This window comes from Pseudanabaena sp. FACHB-1998 (assembly GCF_014696355.1).
Lineage (GTDB): Bacteria > Cyanobacteriota > Cyanobacteriia > Pseudanabaenales > Pseudanabaenaceae > Pseudanabaena.
In genome coordinates, this window is record NZ_JACJQA010000028.1 from 21,764 (window position 1) to 39,662 (window position 17,899).

Below are 17,899 nucleotides of genomic sequence, written 5' to 3' on the forward strand. Positions count from 1 at the left end.
TGAGACGACGACAAGCGCCGCCTCACACTATTCTTTAATTATTGTAAAAACAAGGAAATTTTCGTGGATATATCTTCTTTAAGCTTTTTTCGTAGCCTGCGTCCTGAAAATAAGCAGTTTGCAGTAATTGGGTTAGGTCGCTTTGGTAGAGCTGTATGTTTTACACTCGATCGCTTAGGGCATGAAGTATTAGCGGCGGACAAAGATGAGGATCGGGTCAGCCAATTACGAGCAGAAAATTTGGCGGCGCATTGTATCCAGCTAGATTCCACAAATCCACTCGCTTTAAAAGAATCAGGCATTTTAGAAATTGACACAGTAATTGTGGCGATCGGAAATTTCTTAGAAGAAAGTATCATCACGACTTTGAATGTGAAGGAAGCGGGAGTCAAGCATGTAGTCGCGAAGGCTTCTTCGGAGGTGCATGGGACTTTGCTCAAAAAGGTGGGTGCTGATCTGGTCGTTTATCCTGAAGCCGAAATGGGTTGTGCTTTAGCGCGATCGCTGACTCAGAGGGGGATTTTAGAGCGCTTTGAGCTAGATCCCGACAATAGTATTGTGGAAGTTTTGGTTCCCGAAGAATTTCATAATAAAACGATTTTGGAATTAAAGCTGCGTGCTTATTATGGGGTAAGTGTGATAGCCGTCAGCCAAGATCAAAAGTTTGAAATTAATCCCGATCCTAATCAAAAGCTCCTACAAGGTTCGGCGATCGTGGTGATTGGCAGCAATAAAAATATTAGCCGTCTGCCGATTTCCTGTGATTTATTTAATCCTGACGGTAGCTCCGTAACTACCCACCTCCCCTTACACCGTTCCTCCGAAGTAAAGCTCAAATAGAAAAATAGCGGCGCAATGCGCCGCTATTTTTCTATCGATGTCGCCAGTCTTGGTAAGACAAAAACCCAGAAGCGAGTGGCGGCGCGAAGCGCCGCCACTCGCTTCTGGGTTTTTGTGTCCGTTTTAATACCAGTGCCGACAGCTATACTGCGTGGGACTGTTTCCATTTCCAGATTACGCCTGAGAGGGAATTGGTCAAAACATGAGCCACGATCGCGGATAGGAGATTACCCGTATAGATCGTCACTGCGCCCAGCATCATCCCCACCGCGATCGCCCAAACCGTATAGGACAAATGCTTAGTACTCGCCATATGCAACGCCCCAAACACCACGCTGGTGATAATGAGAGCCAGTCCATTCATGCCAAGAGCCGCCAAAGCCACACCCCGAAATAACATTTCTTCGCTTAATCCTGGTAATAAGCCTAACCAAATTAGATCAATCGGCTCTAAGGGCTTGAGTACCATTTCTAAATATTCCTGAGCCGCAATCCGATAGCTTTCCCATAGTTCATAAATAAGGCTACTGAGTAAAGCAACTCCAAAACCAATACCTACGCCGATCGCCCCATGTTCAGGCTGCCAATAGAGGGGAACCATCCGAATATCGGCAAGATACACCCATCCTTTAGAGATTCCTAAAAAAATAATTGCGGTTACTGCGATCGCAATTAGGACTTGCGATCGCGATAAAACTTCATTCTTTTTTTCTGGTTTTGGGGTGGGAGCTTGTGAAAATAGAGACATGGCGACAGCTTTTGAAATATCTAATTTAATTTAGTTTAATGGATAGGGATTTGACTTAACTTATACCAATTCACAAAAGTGTGGGCACACTTTTGTGAATTAAAAACTAAATCCCTGCTTATGCCAAAGAGGCGAGCGAAGAGACAAGGCGATTAATATCAGCGATCGTTGTTAAATAATGGACAGAAGCCCTTAGACAATCGGGATGTGGTAAGGCACGGATAAATATTTGTTGTTCAGATTCTAATTGTCGAGCGATCGCCGCATTGGGCTTTTGAGCGATCGCATTTTTAGCAACAGTTTGATCAATTTTAAAAGATACCAATCCTGACTCTGGGGCAACTTGCCGAATACAAGTAATATGCGGTAAAGCCTCTAAACTCTGCCATAAAACTTGGCTCAATTGGCAAATACGTTCATAGCGTTGTTGTTGATTGCCCCAACTATTTGCATGGGAGATCGCAAGGCGGAGAGCCTCATAAAGAGTATAGGTCGAGCTTGCCACCTCAAACTTAGCACCATCCCGCTTCCATTGTGGGATGGGCGCTTTACCCGTCAGTCCCCGCCATCCCACAAACACAGGCTCAATCTCGTCAAAAATTTCAGGATGAATATACAAAGCGCCCAAGCCTAGAGGCGCACACCACCATTTATGGGTAGTAAAAGCATAGAAATCGGCGGCAATGTCATCGAGATTAAGGGGCAAAACTCCCACAGACTGCGCTGCATCTACCGCCACAAATATATGCTGATCGTAGGGGCGATCGTGGCAAGCTTTGACCATGGCCTTTAGGGGGATTACTTGCCCTGTATTCCAACAAATATGGCTCAGCATCACCATCCTTGTTTGGGGTTGGAGATGCTGTCTTAGCAAATCTACAACCTGAGAGCTATCTTCGCCTTCAGCACTAGCATTAAGAGTATTAGTGAGTGGGAAATAGTCAATTTCGATGCCAAACCTTTTTTGGATTTGGACAGCACCCGCAATAATTCCGGGGTGTTCACAGTCACTTAGTAAGAGGCGATCGCCTTGTTGCCAATCGATCGCCCATAGCGCAATATTGCAACCCACCGTCGTATTTTCGGTGAGCGTAATCGTATTGGAACTAACTTGAAATTCTTGGGCGATCGCCGCCTTGGTTGCATCATACTCGGACATCATCCAATCCCCTGCGGCATTGGAAAAACAGCCTAAAGTCTCGATATGCTGAAAATTCTTTGTAATCGAGTCTAAGGCTGCCCCACATAAAACCCCCTGACCACCGTAGTTAAAATAGGTACGGTTTTCGATCCCTAAAGCAGGAAAGTGCGATCGATGCGCGGACAGTTCCCGTTCGCGATCGCTCCCTAAAGTATCAGTCTCTAGATGATTGACAATTGCTGCTGAAGAAATCAAAACTAACTCCCACAAAAATATTCAGCTACTTCTTAATTCTATCGCTATAACGAATCAATGAGACAGACCACATCTTTAATAAAGCGCGGTAAAGGGCTTAGCCGTAAAATCAAGAACCAATTTTTAGGCGGCGCGTCTTCGCCGCGCCGCCTAAAAATTGGTTCTTAATTAAGTCGTAGATCCCTAAGCGCTTTATTTATGCAAAAATTTTACTGAAGAGTTAATAAGAGAATGCCCAAAAAAGTTTTTATTACTGGTGCGAGTGGTTGTGTAGGTCACTATCTAATCGAGGAGCTTTTAGCGAAAACTGATTATGAGCTATATCTACTGGTGCGCGATCGCCGCAAATTGCAGATTGATCTAAGCGATCGCCCCAATGTGCATATCATCGAAGACTCTATGCAAAATATTGGCAAACATCGCGACCTGCTCCGCACGATGGAATTTGTCGTGAGTACCGCCGCAGGTTGGGGAGGGGAGGAAGCCTTTATGGTCAATCGTGATAAAACCATTGAGCTATTTTCTACCCTCGATCCACAGGTCTGTGAACGCGCCATTTATTTCTCTACTGCAAGTATTCTCGATTCCCATAATCAAATTATTCCCGAAGCAGGAAAGTTCGGCACAGCCTACATCGCTTCCAAACACGCTTGTTTAGAAACTCTGGAAAATTCGATTATTCGCGATCGCCTCATCACCGTATTTCCGACCCTAGTTTTTGGCGGCGCAAAGGATAAACCCTATTCCCATCTTTCCAGAGGACTTAAGGATATTCTCAAATACGTTCCCTATGCGCGATTTTTAAAGGCTGATGGCAGTTTCCATTTTGTCCATGCCAGTGATATTGCCCAAATTATTACCCATTTGCTAATCACAACCTCAGTTCCCGATTCGCCCGCTCGCCTAGTTTTGGGGATGCAGCGCTTAACCGTACAGGATTTAATCACCCAATTCTGTGAATTTCTCAATTTAAAAGTTAGGTGGCAATTTGAACTGACTCCATTTTTAGTCGATGCAGTAATCAAGTTATTTCGGATCGAAGTTGCGGAATGGGATCGTTTTTGCATAGCCCAAAGACATTTCACCTATGATGTTGTCTCACCCGAAACCTTTGGTTTAGTTTCCAAATATCCTCGCCTAGCAAATTTACTAGCCGAAGTTCAAAAATAGAAATAGCGGCGCTTCGCGCCGCTATTTCTCTAAGAAAACCCCTTGGGTCAGAATTGAACTGACGACCTCCTGTTGTTCAGACAGGCGCTACTACCAACTGAGCTACCAAGGGAAGATTAATAAAGAAGCGCTAAGCGCTTCTTTATTAAAAACTAGCGAAATTAAAAACTAGCGAAAGTTAGCGAGGATTCACTGAGTTCCCACAGCTTGTATAAATAGAACTCCACGCGATCGCCTAAAGCACTAACCAAAGTTCCTTCCTCGGCACTAATATTACTGGCAAGCCAAGTACCGCTAAAGCAAACTTCAACATATTGGTTATCTACTCGATCAATAGCGATCGCACTGGATGGATAGTGAGAAATAGCAGATTGGAGAAAGGCTAATTCCACCATATCGGCAGTCAGGAGAAACGCCGCTCGACTAGCTTCGATGTGCAGCGATATGCCAGAACGTAAGCAGAGTAGCGTCCGATTGGTGACAAACTCCTCCAGCGAGACATCCAATCTCTCTAAATGCAATCCTGATTCCGTGTAAGTGAGTTTCAACATGGTGCTTACTGCTCCTAAGTATTGCGGCTTTAGTTTTGCCTACGGCAAAATTAAAGCTCAAAAACCTGATTAGAATGGGGATTGCGGTTTTCCCATGAGGGTGGCTCATGGGAGAACTGCAATCCTATTCACTATTATTTTTTTGTTGTGATCGCCAGAATTGCTCCGCAAAGGCAACAGTAGGATGCATGGGAGCTTTGGGCTTAGTTCGCAAAGTCATATTTGCTTCATGGGGAGTGCGATTGCCCTTGCGTTGATTGCAAGATTCACAAGCAATGACTACGTTTTCCCAAGTATTCAGACCACCCTTAGCACGGGGAATGACGTGATCGATCGTCAGCTTTTTAGTGCTGCCGCAATATTGGCAAGTGTGATTGTCACGGCGCAAAATTTCTCTACGGGCGACGGGGGGAACTCGCCAAAATCGTTCTGATTTCGTGAGCGTCAGACGGATATGTTCTGGCACTTGCAAAACGAGTCTGGGAGAAACTACTTGCCAAGTTTGTTGGCTCATTAGTTCTAAGGGTTCAGCCCGACCTGTGACCAGCAAAGCGATCGCCCGTTTGATATTGATACGACTCACTGGCAAATAGTTTTGCGAAAATACTACTACCGTTCGCCTCAAGACATCTGGTTCATACTGATTAATGGATTGCATTGACTTCTCCTCACAATAAAAAAAGCCCCTACTTTCGAATTGACGAAAGCGGGGGCAAAGGACTGGAAAATCTCTAGTCGTTATGTCGGTACAGCGATCTGCCTGTACCTCCCGCTTATTCGATAGGTCTCTGGATGAATAAAATTGCGTGCTTTAATTGCCAAATTAAAGCCTAAATTAAAGCTCAAATTAAAATCTGAATTCCCGCGATCGCCCCAAATAGAACTTCTATCTGCAAAAGTCATCACAAATCTGGCTATGCCCAAAGATGCAGCTTGTAAGCAATCTTGGGCATATTTGATTTGAGCGAGACCGATGGGCAAATAGGATTTCATGGGAATGTACTTGGAATTATGGAGAAACTCGTACTACACTTGTAGTATAAACACGAATATCTAAATTTGTAAACTCATTTTGTCAATTCGCTAGGAGGAAATTATGCAATCGACACATCAAATGCCTGCTACCACGGAAATGGAGGTCACCAGCATTCGCCTAGAGCGTGAATTAAAAGAAAAGCTCAAGGAGCTTGCGGGAGGGCAAGGCTATCAGTCATTAATTAGGGGAGTGTTGTGGGATTACGTGGCTAATAGCCAATCAAGCCCCAGTCCAAAGCGCATTGTTGCCGACCAAATTCGAGCCAGTGTTACCGCGATCGCCCAAAGGAATGAAGCTTGCGCGATTACAGGCAAAGAAATCCGATCGCAAGATTCTATGTTTTTAGGTTTAACCACTAGTGGCGATTGGGTTTCCTTGAGTATAGGCAGTTTCTAAAACTAAGAAGGGACGCATAGCGTCCCTTCTTGTCGCAAGGCAAAAGATAAGTGGATGTTTTTTAGACATAAATTTTTTAATAGCAATGAATTCTCTGCCAAAGCTATTTTATATTTCAACAAATTGCCACAAATAATATTATTAATCCCCATTAAATACAGCTTAAAAAATACTTCCTTGATTTGTCCAATTTCTCCATAATTTATTTACTTGGGAAGGAGTAAATGAGTGAGCAGAAACACAAGCTTAAACCAAGGAGCTTAAGAGCGTGTTTGAGAAGTTTATTACCCCCTCTAACTCCCCCTTGAAAGGGGGAGGATTCAAGTTTCTCCCCTTTGAAAGGGGGGATTAAGGGGGGTAAAAGCAGAAATCTATGCTAGATAGGAGACTTCTCAAACACGCTCTAAGCTCCTTGGTTTATGCTTGTGTTCCAAAGTGAGATGTTCTTCCCTCTCTCACAAATGAAATAGGATTGCTATATTTAAATTCTGGTTAAATTGCAGCTAGCTGATAATGCTTTTCGGTGAATTGATTACCTAAAAATAAAATTCCCTTAAGAAAGACAATATCAATAGACAAATTGATAGTTAGGTGGATGACTTAAACAACTATTTTTTGGGTAATCTTATAAGATAATCTTAAACAATTATTTCATCATCAGACAATAAGGGTATTCAATATAGTATAGTTATAGGCTTAAATTAAAGACTAAAGCAGTCAACTAGTTTTAGAGATTACTGCATATAGCAATCATAAATAATTTGAGAAAGTATATCCTTTTGGAGCGCACTCTCTTAAATTATTTGTGGGAAATGCAAGGGGCTTAAGTAACTTGTTACAGGCTCCTGTTTCTCATCACTCATTTAGGATTGCTATATAGCTTGACTTAAGATTTACCTATAATTTTTTCAAGAAAAAATCATATTGATAATTAGTACTTATGATTCGATGATTTTTTTGTTTTCAATTTCTATAAAATGCTACTAACTAAACTTTCTCCAGTGGATACATCAACTTACCAAACCCCAAAGTTTATCCAAGACTTAAAGCATCTACATGTACTGTTTCAACAGGCTACTGGTGAACTTGTAGTTACTGACGAACTTGGAGTAGAGCCGAATTGGAACATATATTTTTATCTTGGAAGGTTAGTATATGCAACGGGTGGAAAACATCGTGTCCGCAGGCTTGCTCGGGCAATCCGTCAACATTCACAAAATGTCAATATTCAAAATCTACTAGACAATGCCGATCCTACGGTTGAAGCTTGGGAATTAAAAGTAATCGAAAAAGCTATTCAAGAACACCAGCTTACAACCGAGCAAGCGCGAGCAGTTATTCAGGCTAGTATCCATGAGGTTTTTTATAGCTTGAGTGAGCAGAAGCAACCAAAATCTTCATGGAAACCTTTAGAGGCTTTACCATTTAAGCCGATTGTGGCGCTTTCGGCGATGCAAACCCTAGATAATATTGTGGTAGTTCAACAAAAATGGCAACAGTCGGGGCTTTCCCATGTGCAGAACATGATTCAAGGCTTCTCCTTTGACTTGGCTCCCTATGTGGCTAAACCTGATCAGTTACAGATCATGCTTGATGCTGATGCTATTTCTAGCAAGACTTACCAGAGCCTCAAAAAAATCTTGAACGGGACAAATACTCTCTGGGATTTGGCAATCATTATGCATTGCTCACTGATTGCGGTGATGCGATCGCTTCTACCCTTTGTCGTGGATGGGATAGTAGCTTTTCGCGAAATTCAAGATTGGGCTTCTCCCAATTGGAAGCTTCCCAGCCAGCCTGTCAAACTTCCCAATCGAGGATTAATTGCTTGTATTGATGATAGTCCTCAAGTTGGCGTAGAGATGCGACGAATTTTGGAGCCTTTAGGTTATGAGGTATTGGCAATTACTGAGCCATTGCAAAGCGTTAGTACTTTGCTAGAGCGGAAGCCAGATTTGATTTTTCTGGATTTAATCATGCCGAATACTAATGGCTATGAGCTATGCACATTTTTACGCAAAACCACCACATTTCAGGAGATTCCCATAGTCATTTTGACTGGACGGGATGGAATGATTGATCGGGTACGAGCAAAGATGTCTGGATCTTCAGATTTCCTAAGTAAGCCTCCCGATCCCAGCAAAGTATTACAAATACTGCGTAAGTTTTTGAAGAATGCCGAGGCTGAATAATTGAATTCTTTTAAAGCTTTAATTGGGAGTTTATTATTCAATTTCTGTTAAGGTCAAATCCAATAAATACCGCGATAAATATCAAGATTAGGAACGTTTTTTAGTATGAGTATAATTTTAGTAGTTGAAGACACCATGACTCAAGCTGAGATTATTACAGGGAGTCTCCGAAATGCTGGTTTTACAACCATTTTGGCAACAAATGGGGAAGAAGCTAGAACCAAAATTAATCAACAAAAACCTAGCGCTATTGTGTTAGATGTTGTATTGCCTAATGAGAGTGGCTTTGAGCTATGTCGCGATCTTAAAGATAAGGCAGAAACTAAGGATATTCCGATTGTGCTTTGCTCGACTAAGGCGGGAGAGATGGACAAATTTTGGGGAATGAAGCAAGGGGCTGCGGCTTATTTAACCAAGCCAATTGATACTGCGGAGCTTGTCCGCACCATTAAGTTGTTAGTTAAGGATTAGGAGCGCGATCGCCGTGACCTCACAAATACTTAGCAGTTCTCAAGCTAGTTCTAAAACTACTTCTCAAGCTACTTCTCAAGCCAGTTCTAAGAAATTGGCAAAATCAGCGATTAATCAATCGACTGAGCAGTTTTTGGCATTTTCCCTTACCAATAGCCCCACAAATACTCAAAAAGCTCTGTTACCCACCAAGCAGTTGCTGGAAATTGTAAATGTCAATCTCACCCAAATTACGGCGATCGCAGGTTTAGCTTCCCCTAGTGTCATGGGGATCTACAACTGGCGAGGCGATGTAATTTGGGTGGTGGATCTCGCTAGTATGCTGGGTGACAAGCCACTGTATGCACAGGAATATAATTTGGGAAATTTCCAAGACAAGTGCCATATCATCTTTTTGCGTAGTCAGGATACTGTACTGGGCTTTGCGGTTGCGAAGGTCTGGCAAATGGTGCGCTGTGAGCCATCGAGCATTCAACCCGCAAATCTGGGCTTTGCTAATCAAGCTGCAATGCAGGCTTGTCGAGGATATTGGCTAAGTGATAAAAATGAAACTTTTTTGGTGCTAGATGGGAACGCGATCGCCCAGATTGTGTGTTCTCGTTAGTACATTAGTACATCTCTGTGAAGACGGGGACTTGTTTTTTATTTAAATAACTAAACCTATTAAATCTGTTTAAAGTAATAACCATGTTGACCAAAGATAATCAATCGCAAAATCAGTCTGAACCATCCCAGAGCAACAATAAGAATGATTTTCTGGAAGGAAGTCCCGACTCTCCTATTTCTTTAGAAGATTTGCTCAAATCATCGGATAACTTAGTAGAACCTAAGCGACAGAAAGGGGGGTGGAGATCGCTTGGCTTACGGACAAAAACAACTATATTGGCGGTATTAATTGGTACTTTGCCCGTACTTTTAATCGGTGGCACAGCCTATTTATTCTCTAGTCGGTCACTAGATGAACGGGTGCAAGATACCCAACAACAGAAAACTAATGCGATCGCTGGTAAGCTCAATCAATTTATTTATGACCGCTATGGCGATATCCAAGTTTTAGCTAATCACCCTATATTGACCAATCGCAAGGTACAGGCGGTAATGCCTCAAGCTGAGCGAGAGTCAATCTTAAATGATTATGCGAAAACCTATGGGGTGTATAACCTAATCGCCTTTGCGGATTTAGATGGCAGTACCCCAATTCGTTCTACGATTACCGCCGATCCTGCCTCAAATATTAAAGAACGTGATTTCTTTAAAAATGCTCTTGCCACAGGCAAGCCTTTTGTAAGTCAACCGGGACGCTCTACGGTGACTAAGCGAGTTAGTCTATTTATCTCCGCGCCTGTCAAGGAAGTTAACTCTGATAAATTTATTGGGGTGGTACGCACGCGAATGCCCATCGAAAATTTGACCGAAATCATTAAAACCAGTGTCAACGATGAGGATGAATACCATTTAATTGATGCTACTGGCAAAATCTTTTTGGCAACGGAAAAAACACAGGAAGATAGTAAATCTCAAGAAGACTTTCCGAAATTGGCTGAAGCAATTAACAATAAAACCGCACTTACTACCGTAGATACCGATCGCTTTAATGGCAAGGAACAGTTAGTAACATATGTGCCATTGCCTAATTATCGCAATATGCCTAACCTCAATATGGGAGTAATTATTGCGATCGACACCAGTTTTGCGTTTAAGCCCCAAAGAGATTTGTTAATCACTATTGCGACAGGAACTGGATTTACGGCTTTGTTGGTGGGCTTTATTGCGGCAATTATCGCTAATCGGGCGGTCAAACCAATTCAAGAGGCGGCTAAAGTCGTTTCCAAAATTGGGCAAGGGGATCTCGATACGCGCTTAGAGGTATTAGGAGATGATGAACTAGGTACTCTTTCGAGCAACATCAACGGGATGGTGGAGCAACTTAAATACTTAAGTGAAGCCCAACAGCAAGAAGCCGAAAGACTGGAAAATGCTCGAAAAGAAGCGAGAGCGGAAGCCGATGCGAGGGCGGAGGAACAAAAGCAAGAAAAGGAAATGTTACAGCGACGGGCTTTGGAACTACTGATCGAAGTAGATCCTGTAAGTCGAGGTGACTTGACCATTCGCGCGAACGTAACTGCCGATGAAGTGGGAACGATCGCTGACTCTTACAACGCAATTATCCGTAACTTGAGAAAATTGGTATTGGAAGTACAGTCGGCTACTCAGTCGGTAACTCAAACCGCTAGTGATAATGAGGTGTCAGTGCGATCGGTGTCCAATGAAGCGATTAAGCAATCCGTTTCGATTAACCTCGCCCTCCAAGAAATCAAGCAGATGGCGGAGTCTAGCCGAGGTGTTGAAGATAAGGCGAAGCAAGCTGAGCAGGGAATGCAAGTTGCCGCAACGGTTTTGCTAGAAGGTGATGAGGCGATGAACCGTACCGTATTGGGAATTTCAGAAATTCGGGAGACGGTTTCGGAAACAGCGAAAAAAGTGAAGCGATTGGGCGAAACATCTCAAAAAATTTCCCGCATTGTGAACCTGATTAGTAACTTTGCGGCTCAGACAAATCTTTTAGCACTGAATGCCGCCATTGAAGCCGCCCGCGCTGGTGAAGAGGGACGTGGCTTTAGTGTAGTTGCCGAAGAAGTGCGTGACCTTGCGGAACAGTCAGCAAACTCCACAGCAGAAATTGAACAACTCGTAGAAGAGATTCAGGCTCAAACTAATGAGGTGGTAGCGGCGATGGAAACTGGTACGGAGCAGGTGGTATCAGGAACGAAACTCGTCCAAAATGCACGGGAAAAATTGACCAAGATTTCGACAGTAAGTAAGCAGGTTAACTCCCTTGTGCAGGCGATCGCTACGGCTGCTGATACCCAAACTAAGGCTTCTAATCGCATTGGTGATTCCATGCAAAGTATTGCGGCGATCGCTGAGGATACATCAAAACAATCGGAAGATGTGGCGCAATCTTTCTCGGAACTGCTACAAGTGGCTCAAAATCTCCAAGTTAGCGTAGCTCAGTTCAAGGTTGCTTAAGAGCATGTTTGAGAAGTCTCCTATCTATCATAAATTTCTGCTTTTACCCCCCTTAATCCCCCCTTTGAAAGGGGGGAAACCTGAATTCTCCCCCTTTCAAGGGGGAGTTAGAGGGGGTAAAAAACTTCTCAAACACGCTCTAAAAACCTAGCAAACAGTCCTAACTAGAGAAAGTCCTGTTTGCTAGGACTAAAACAAAGTTTAAATACAGAAGATTATGTTACTTAAAGATAAACCAGAGATTCCGCCATCTGAAGATAAATCGTCAACAGCATCCCTTGACGCAAGCATCGCCGCAACTATTAAAGTCACGCACAATAGCAGGATTAAACCCAAAGCGCCTTTTTGGAAGCTTCCTTTGAGCTTGTGGAATAATTTGGGCGTAGGTTGGAAATTATCAATTGTATTGCTATTTACTTCGGGAATTCCCGTATTATTAGTAACCCAAACCCTCGTGAAATCCTCAGAGGAATCTGCTCTTAAAGAATTAAAAACCTCCGTTAAAGAAAAGGGTTCTTTCTTTGTATCGGAATATGTAATGTGGACAAATTCGGAAAGTCGGCGTGATGCTGAAGCGATCGCTAAGTCCATTGAAGGAGCCAATCTGGACTTGAGTGATCCTAACGAGCTAACAGCTAAGCGAACGATTTTACCGCCTTTATTGCAGGTAAGTAGCGAAGATATTGATCCTGAATCCATTAAGAACATCAAGTTAATTACCGATAATCGTGGGCGCAGCATCGAAGGGAACACCCTCATTCTCAAGGAAGATTTCACAAAATTCCCCTTACTTGAAGAATCAGACAAACTCGTACCCCAGTCCTACAAACAGGATGTTGTGCCAAGTGGTAGCAATTTGGCGAATTTACCGATTATCAAAAGTGCGATCGAATCTGGTAAGCCGATGTATGGCATCGAATTAGTCAAATCTGCGGATCTGCAAGCTTTAGGTTTAGACAAACAGGCAAATATCGGTATCCGCCCCCAAATTACCGAGGGATTGCCTGAATCCAAGCAGCCAGCACCCACAGGAACCTATGAAATCGAACAGGGCAAATCAGGGCTGGTGAGTATGGCGGTTTACCCGATTAAAATCAAAGGGAAGGTCGTGGGTACAGCTGTAGTCGGGGCTTTGCTTAACCGTAACTATGGCATCGTGGATAAATTCACCAAACGCTATAACATGCCAACAGCAACGATATTTGCTCAAGATTGGCGGGTAGCCACTAACATTCCCTACGTTAACCCCAGTTCTAAAAAGAGCGATAAAACTCGGGCGATCGGGACTCGATCTGCCCGTGAAGTTTCTGATGCGGTGCTGAAGGAAGGACAATCCTATGTGGGCGAAACGAATATTACAGGCACTAATTACTTAACTTTTTACGCCCCTTTATACGACCATCGTAAACTCCTCAATCCCTCTGCTAAGCCAGTGGGAATTGCCTATGTCGGTCGTCCGATCTTAGAAATTCAGGAGCTTTTATCGAGTTTGTCCAATGCAGGCTATGCGATCGCCATTATTTCCATTGTGGTCGCTAGTGCGATCGGGATTTTGGTGGCTGCTTCTTTTGCGAGACCCTTAAGTCGTTTATCGGTCTTCACCCAAAAAATTGGACAGGGTGAAACAGGAGAACGCCTCATGGAAGACGATCGCCGCGATGAAATTGGCGTATTGTCTCAAGAGCTAAACAAAATGGCAGAGCAGCTAGAAGTACTGATCGCTGAGAAGCAGATGGAAGCCGAGCGGATTGCGATCGCCCGACAGGAGGTTGTCCAAACTGAGGCAGAGTTACGCATCCAAGAGCAGCGCCAAGCTAAGGAATCTTTGCAACAGCGAGCGCTCGAATTGCTGATCGAAGTAGATCCCATTAGTCGCGGTGACTTAACCCTTCGCGCTAAGGTCACAGAAGATGAAATTGGCACGATCGCGGATTCCTATAACTCCACCATCAGAAACCTGCGAAAACTGGTATTAGAAGTACAAAAAGCTTCCCAATCATTCCTGCATAACGTTTCTCAAAACGAAAAGACTATGCAAATCGTATCGGGAAGCGCATCGGAACAAGTCGCGGCAATCGTCCAAGTCTTAGAGAGTATTCACGAACTCACGGAATCCATCGCTGGTGTAGAAAATCGAGCCATTCAAGCAGAATCTCAGGTTTTATCTACTAACCAAGCCTTAATCGAAGGGGATGCCGCGATGAATAGTACGGTCGCAGGTTTTAACGCAATTCGTGAAACCGTATCGGAAACCGCCGAAAAGGTACAGCAATTGGGAGAAGCTTCGCAAAAGATCTCGAAAGTGGTCAAGCTAATTAGCGGCTTTGCCAGTCAGACGAATATGTTAGCGCTGAATGCGTCCATCGAGGCAGCCCGTGCGGGAGAAGAAGGACAAGGCTTTGGCGTAGTTGCGAACGAAGTCCGCGCCCTTGCCCAGCGATCGGCAAAAGCAACCACGGAAATTCGCCAGTTGATCGAAGAAATCCAAGCCCAGACCAATGAACTTGTAAAAGCCATGGGTGTGGGTACGCAACAGGTTAATGATGGCTCTCACTTAGTGGAAGAAACTCGGCAAAAGCTGTCTGACATCGCGACTTCCAGTCAGCAAGTTAACCAACTTGTCCGAGAAATTGCTCAAGCTGCTTCGGCTCAGTCCCAAACCTCGGAAGATGTCAGCCAAACCATTCAAAACGTAGCGGCGATCGCTAATTCTAACTCGGAGTATTCCAAGGATATGAGTGAAGCATTTAAGGAGTTAGTACAGGTTGCTCAAGAGCTACAGGTTAGCGTCTCTCAATTTAAAGTTAACTAGGATAGTCTCTATGTACAGCACAGAAACAGAAATCCAAGATCAGGCATATCAATTTTTTAAGCAAGAAGCGCCTGAATTTTTGCAAATAATTGAAACTGGGCTCCTCTCCCTGCGTAATGACCTCAGCACTAATAATATTCACTCAATTATGCGGGCGGCGCACTCGATTAAGGGAGGTTCCGCAAGTCTTAATTTTGAAGGAATTAAATCGATCGCCCATCGCTTAGAGGACATTTTTCGATCGCTCTATCGTTACGAAGGCGAAATTGATGCCGATGTCGAAGGCTTACTCCTCCAAGCCTATGACTGTTTACGCATACCTCTATTAGAGCAAATTCAAACAGGTCGATATAGCGAACAGGTTGCCCTAGAAGCCGCAGAGCCAATCTTTGAAGTGCTCAGTCTCTATTTTGGCAGTGTGGATGAAGATGCGGAGTTACCTACCGCCGCCGAATTAGGGGTGGACATCGTGCAGATTGTCTTTGAGGGTGATGTGCAGCAGGGGATCTTACGTCTCCAAAATGTCCTCGCTAATCCCGAAGGGGTTCCTGTCACGGGAGAAATTAGAGCGCAAGTGGAAGTATTTAGCGGCATTGGTGAATTACTAAATTTAGCGGGATTTAAGGCGATCGCCAACGCCACGATTAAGGCTCTAGAAAATCATCTTGATGATCCTGTATTGGTGGGCAAAGTGGCTGTGGCTAATTTTGAAGCAGCACGCGCTCAGGTTTTAGCAGGCGATCGCACTGATGGCGGTCAGCCTAGTGCTGAATTAATTGCCCTTGCCCCCCCTACGCCTGTAGATAGCGAAGCCGTCTCCACCCTATCTCAACTTCCTGATTCAGAAAATAATAGCCTAATTGAATCAGTGGATTTGGATACTTTTGCCGATTTTGATGAAATTAATTCGATTCTAGAATCTAATCAGTTTGAAGATAATTACAGTCTGGAGTTACTAGAATCAACTGAAGAACTTGATGAACTTGATGAACTTGATGAACTTGATGAATTAATTGGAGAACCTCAGAGTTATGATAATCAGAATGATTTTAATAATTTAGACTACAACCTATTAGATCAGAACTTTGATATTTTAACGGAAGACTTCCAAACTCTTCCAGAGCAGGAAACGGGTGGTATTGAAGCATCCAAATTGGAGGAGCTAGATTCCATATTTAGTGCTATTGAGATTGACAAAGAGATTGACAAAGAGATTGACAAAAAGGCAAGTATCAAAACTGTAGATCCCAAAACAACAGTTAAGGCTCCCGAAAATGTAGCCCCCTATATTTCGGAAACCATAAAAGTTGATTTGAGTAGGCTCGATCGCTTAAATAATTCATCTAGCGAATTGGTAACTCAAGAAAATGCTTCGATTCTACAAAATCAACAACTACAAGCCAAAATTGAACGCCTACAAAAACAATTTAAAGGTTTCGATCATCTCTCCAAAAATCTCCAAACTTGGCTCGATAAAGCGCAGCGATCGCAGGTCAAAACCCAAGACTTTAGTGCAGTTACTTCACAACTTACAGCCTTTAATACTAATTTCCAATCCCAGACTTTGCCTAATTCATCGAATCTATTAGCAGATTTCGATCCATTACAAATGGATTCTTACAACCGCTTGCATAGTTTCATTCAAGAAGCCCTTGAAGAAATCGCGCAAATGGATGAAGGAATGCGGGATATGACGGTTTTAATGCAGCAAAAACAACAAACCCAACGCCGCAAACAACAAATCCTTAAACAATTGCGCTATGACCTGCTGTGGTCAAGAATGTTACCCCTCGGCGATATCCTCACCAGCCTGCCCCGCATGGTGCGGGAAATGTCGAATAAATATAATAAACAGGTCAATTTAAAACTATTTGGGACAGGAACGTTAGTTGATAAATCTGTACTCGAAAGACTCTATGATCCCTTTGTCCATTTAGTGCGAAATGCCTTTGATCATGGTACTGAGACGACGCAAGAGAGATTGGATCGAGGTAAGCCAGTGATTGCTTCCATTGAAATCCGTGCTTACTATCGAGGCAATCTCACTTATATCGAGATCAAAGACGATGGACATGGTATTGATGTCGAAAAAGTCAAAGCGAAAGCGATCGCCTTAAAGCTGATCACGCCAGAACAAGCAGAAGAGGCAAGTCAAGAAGAAGTTTACCAATTTTTATTTGCGCCCAACTTCTCCACGGCGGAGACAGTCTCCGAGCTTTCGGGGCGGGGCATGGGGCTGTCCACAGTCCAAGAGCAAGTCCGCAACCTTAAGGGAGCGATCGAAATCAAGTCAGAGTTAGGTCAAGGCACGACCTTTGTAATTAAATTACCTCTGACTCTCAGTATTGCTAAGCTTCTAATTTTTAGCGTTCAAGACCGACTCATGGCGATCGCCGTGGACTCTCTATTAGGGATTGTTACTGTTGACTCCGAAACTATTCAAATTATTCAAGGCAAAGAATTTTTCCGTTTAGAAAATCAGCTAGTTCCGCTCTACCCAACTTCTATATTTGCGGATGGCTATCCTCTGCCGCAAAAAAAATTGGACTTAGTAAATGTCGATGACTTTGGCGAAGAGAATCAGACGACGCTCCTATTATTTGCGGATGGGAATAACCCGTTTGCAATTCCAATTGATCGCGTACTTAGCGAACAGGAACTAGCGATTAAACCCTTTGGCAAAGCGATCGCCCCACCGCCCTATCTCTATGGTTGTACGGTCTTAGGAGATGGAACCCTTGTACCAGTAATAGATAGTACGGTATTACTTTCGCTCAATTCTCCAACCACAGTACCTGTTAGCGATTTTAGTAAGCTTGATGAAGATACTACGGGAAGTAGAGCACTTAAAGTTAAACCAATTAAATACAAAACCATACTCATTGTTGATGATTCTCTGACGGCAAGACAGGCGCTTTATCTTACCCTGTCTAAGTTTGGCTATCAGGTTATCCAAGCCAGCGATGGACGTGAGGCTCTCAATCAGCTATCTCGATCCCCAGAGATCCAAAGCGTAATATGTGATGTGGAAATGCCCAATATGAATGGTTTTGAATTTTTAACCGCCTGTCGCAAGGAGAGCCGCTTTGCCGAAGTTCCCATTGTGATGCTCACCTCCCGTAGCGGCGATAAGCATCGTGCAGTCGCAAAAATGCTTGGTGCTACAGGCTATTTAACCAAGCCTTACCTTGAGCAAGATCTGATCAAAACCATTCAAGACTTGTAAATTTTTTTGGCGTAGCTTTGCCACGACCAAA

The 17,899-nt window shown here is 43.5% G+C and carries 14 protein-coding genes and 1 tRNA gene; 9 read left to right on the forward strand and 6 right to left on the reverse strand.

Translation table 11 applies throughout. The features are described 5' to 3' along the window. Window positions 1-63 precede the first annotated feature (63 nt). Window positions 64-840: an NAD-binding protein gene (locus H6F42_RS11585; protein ID WP_190399525.1), complete on the forward strand. Its 777-nt coding sequence runs from the start codon at window positions 64-66 to the stop codon at window positions 838-840. A 142-nt stretch (window positions 841-982) separates the two neighbouring features. On the opposite strand, the gene H6F42_RS11590 is transcribed toward H6F42_RS11585, so the two are convergent. Together H6F42_RS11590 and H6F42_RS11595 are read right to left on the reverse strand one after the other, a co-directional pair. Further along, complete coding sequence (locus H6F42_RS11590; protein ID WP_190399526.1) at window positions 983-1,588, reverse strand: CPBP family intramembrane glutamic endopeptidase; 606 nt, start codon at window positions 1,586-1,588, stop codon at window positions 983-985. Window positions 1,589-1,706: 118 nt separating this feature from the next. Further along, window positions 1,707-2,915, reverse strand: coding sequence for an aminotransferase class V-fold PLP-dependent enzyme (locus tag H6F42_RS11595; RefSeq protein ID WP_347272304.1), 1,209 nt, complete (start codon window positions 2,913-2,915; stop codon window positions 1,707-1,709). 300 nt (window positions 2,916-3,215) lie between these two features. Here H6F42_RS11595 and H6F42_RS11600 point away from each other — a divergent pair, with 300 nt between their 5' ends. After that, window positions 3,216-4,154, forward strand: coding sequence for an NAD(P)-dependent oxidoreductase (locus H6F42_RS11600; RefSeq protein WP_190399527.1), 939 nt, complete (start codon window positions 3,216-3,218; stop codon window positions 4,152-4,154). Window positions 4,155-4,192: 38 nt separating this feature from the next. On the opposite strand, the gene H6F42_RS11605 is transcribed toward H6F42_RS11600, so the two are convergent. The 4 genes from H6F42_RS11605 to H6F42_RS11620 form a co-directional block, all read right to left on the reverse strand. After that, a tRNA-Phe gene (locus H6F42_RS11605) sits at window positions 4,193-4,266 on the reverse strand. Window positions 4,267-4,315: 49 nt separating this feature from the next. Continuing rightward, entirely contained in the window at window positions 4,316-4,705 is a 390-nt protein-coding gene (locus H6F42_RS11610) for an alr0857 family protein (protein WP_190399528.1), read from the reverse strand. Window positions 4,706-4,829: 124 nt separating this feature from the next. Further along, on the reverse strand, window positions 4,830-5,363 hold the full coding sequence (locus H6F42_RS11615) for an HNH endonuclease (RefSeq protein WP_190399529.1): 534 nt from the start codon (window positions 5,361-5,363) through the stop codon (window positions 4,830-4,832). Between the two features lie 80 nt (window positions 5,364-5,443). After that, complete coding sequence (locus tag H6F42_RS11620; protein WP_190399530.1) at window positions 5,444-5,698, reverse strand: hypothetical protein; 255 nt, start codon at window positions 5,696-5,698, stop codon at window positions 5,444-5,446. A 103-nt stretch (window positions 5,699-5,801) separates the two neighbouring features. Between H6F42_RS11620 and H6F42_RS11625 the strand changes: the two genes are divergently transcribed. The 7 genes from H6F42_RS11625 (at window position 5,802) to H6F42_RS11655 (ending at window position 17,868) form a co-directional block, all read left to right on the forward strand. After that, on the forward strand, window positions 5,802-6,137 hold the full coding sequence (locus H6F42_RS11625; protein WP_190399531.1) for a hypothetical protein: 336 nt from the start codon (window positions 5,802-5,804) through the stop codon (window positions 6,135-6,137). Between the two features lie 977 nt (window positions 6,138-7,114). Continuing rightward, a complete protein-coding gene (locus tag H6F42_RS11630) occupies window positions 7,115-8,329 on the forward strand; it encodes a response regulator (RefSeq protein WP_190399532.1) in 1,215 nt (404 codons plus the stop codon). Window positions 8,330-8,434: 105 nt separating this feature from the next. Then, the gene (locus tag H6F42_RS11635) at window positions 8,435-8,800 is read left to right on the forward strand and encodes a response regulator (protein WP_190399533.1); all 366 of its coding nucleotides are present in this window, start codon (window positions 8,435-8,437) and stop codon (window positions 8,798-8,800) included. Window positions 8,801-8,813: 13 nt separating this feature from the next. After that, window positions 8,814-9,404 carry a chemotaxis protein CheW gene (locus H6F42_RS11640; RefSeq protein ID WP_190399534.1) on the forward strand — a complete coding sequence of 197 codons (591 nt, stop codon included), beginning with the start codon at window positions 8,814-8,816 and terminating at the stop codon, window positions 9,402-9,404. Between the two features lie 83 nt (window positions 9,405-9,487). Then, the gene (locus H6F42_RS11645) at window positions 9,488-11,830 is read left to right on the forward strand and encodes a methyl-accepting chemotaxis protein (RefSeq protein WP_190399535.1); all 2,343 of its coding nucleotides are present in this window, start codon (window positions 9,488-9,490) and stop codon (window positions 11,828-11,830) included. Between the two features lie 217 nt (window positions 11,831-12,047). Continuing rightward, entirely contained in the window at window positions 12,048-14,642 is a 2,595-nt protein-coding gene (locus H6F42_RS11650; RefSeq protein ID WP_190399536.1) for a methyl-accepting chemotaxis protein, read from the forward strand. 10 nt (window positions 14,643-14,652) lie between these two features. Continuing rightward, window positions 14,653-17,868, forward strand: a complete 3,216-nt coding sequence (locus tag H6F42_RS11655) for a hybrid sensor histidine kinase/response regulator (RefSeq protein WP_190399537.1) — start codon at window positions 14,653-14,655, stop codon at window positions 17,866-17,868. Window positions 17,869-17,899 lie beyond the last annotated feature (31 nt).

Bases quoted from the DNA above. Each gene is read 5' to 3' on its own strand.
- H6F42_RS11600 (WP_190399527.1), top strand. From the start codon at position 3,216: ATGCCCAAAAAAGTTTTTATTACTGGTGCGAGTGGTTGTGTAGGTCAC.
- H6F42_RS11610 (WP_190399528.1), bottom strand. From the start codon at position 4,705: ATGTTGAAACTCACTTACACGGAATCAGGATTGCATTTAGAGAGATTG.
- H6F42_RS11625 (WP_190399531.1), top strand. From the start codon at position 5,802: ATGCAATCGACACATCAAATGCCTGCTACCACGGAAATGGAGGTCACC.
- H6F42_RS11630 (WP_190399532.1), top strand. From the start codon at position 7,115: ATGCTACTAACTAAACTTTCTCCAGTGGATACATCAACTTACCAAACC.
- H6F42_RS11590 (WP_190399526.1), bottom strand. From the start codon at position 1,588: ATGTCTCTATTTTCACAAGCTCCCACCCCAAAACCAGAAAAAAAGAAT.
- H6F42_RS11615 (WP_190399529.1), bottom strand. From the start codon at position 5,363: ATGCAATCCATTAATCAGTATGAACCAGATGTCTTGAGGCGAACGGTA.
- H6F42_RS11620 (WP_190399530.1), bottom strand. From the start codon at position 5,698: ATGAAATCCTATTTGCCCATCGGTCTCGCTCAAATCAAATATGCCCAA.
- H6F42_RS11650 (WP_190399536.1), top strand. From the start codon at position 12,048: ATGTTACTTAAAGATAAACCAGAGATTCCGCCATCTGAAGATAAATCG.
- H6F42_RS11635 (WP_190399533.1), top strand. From the start codon at position 8,435: ATGAGTATAATTTTAGTAGTTGAAGACACCATGACTCAAGCTGAGATT.
- H6F42_RS11655 (WP_190399537.1), top strand. From the start codon at position 14,653: ATGTACAGCACAGAAACAGAAATCCAAGATCAGGCATATCAATTTTTT.
- H6F42_RS11645 (WP_190399535.1), top strand. From the start codon at position 9,488: ATGTTGACCAAAGATAATCAATCGCAAAATCAGTCTGAACCATCCCAG.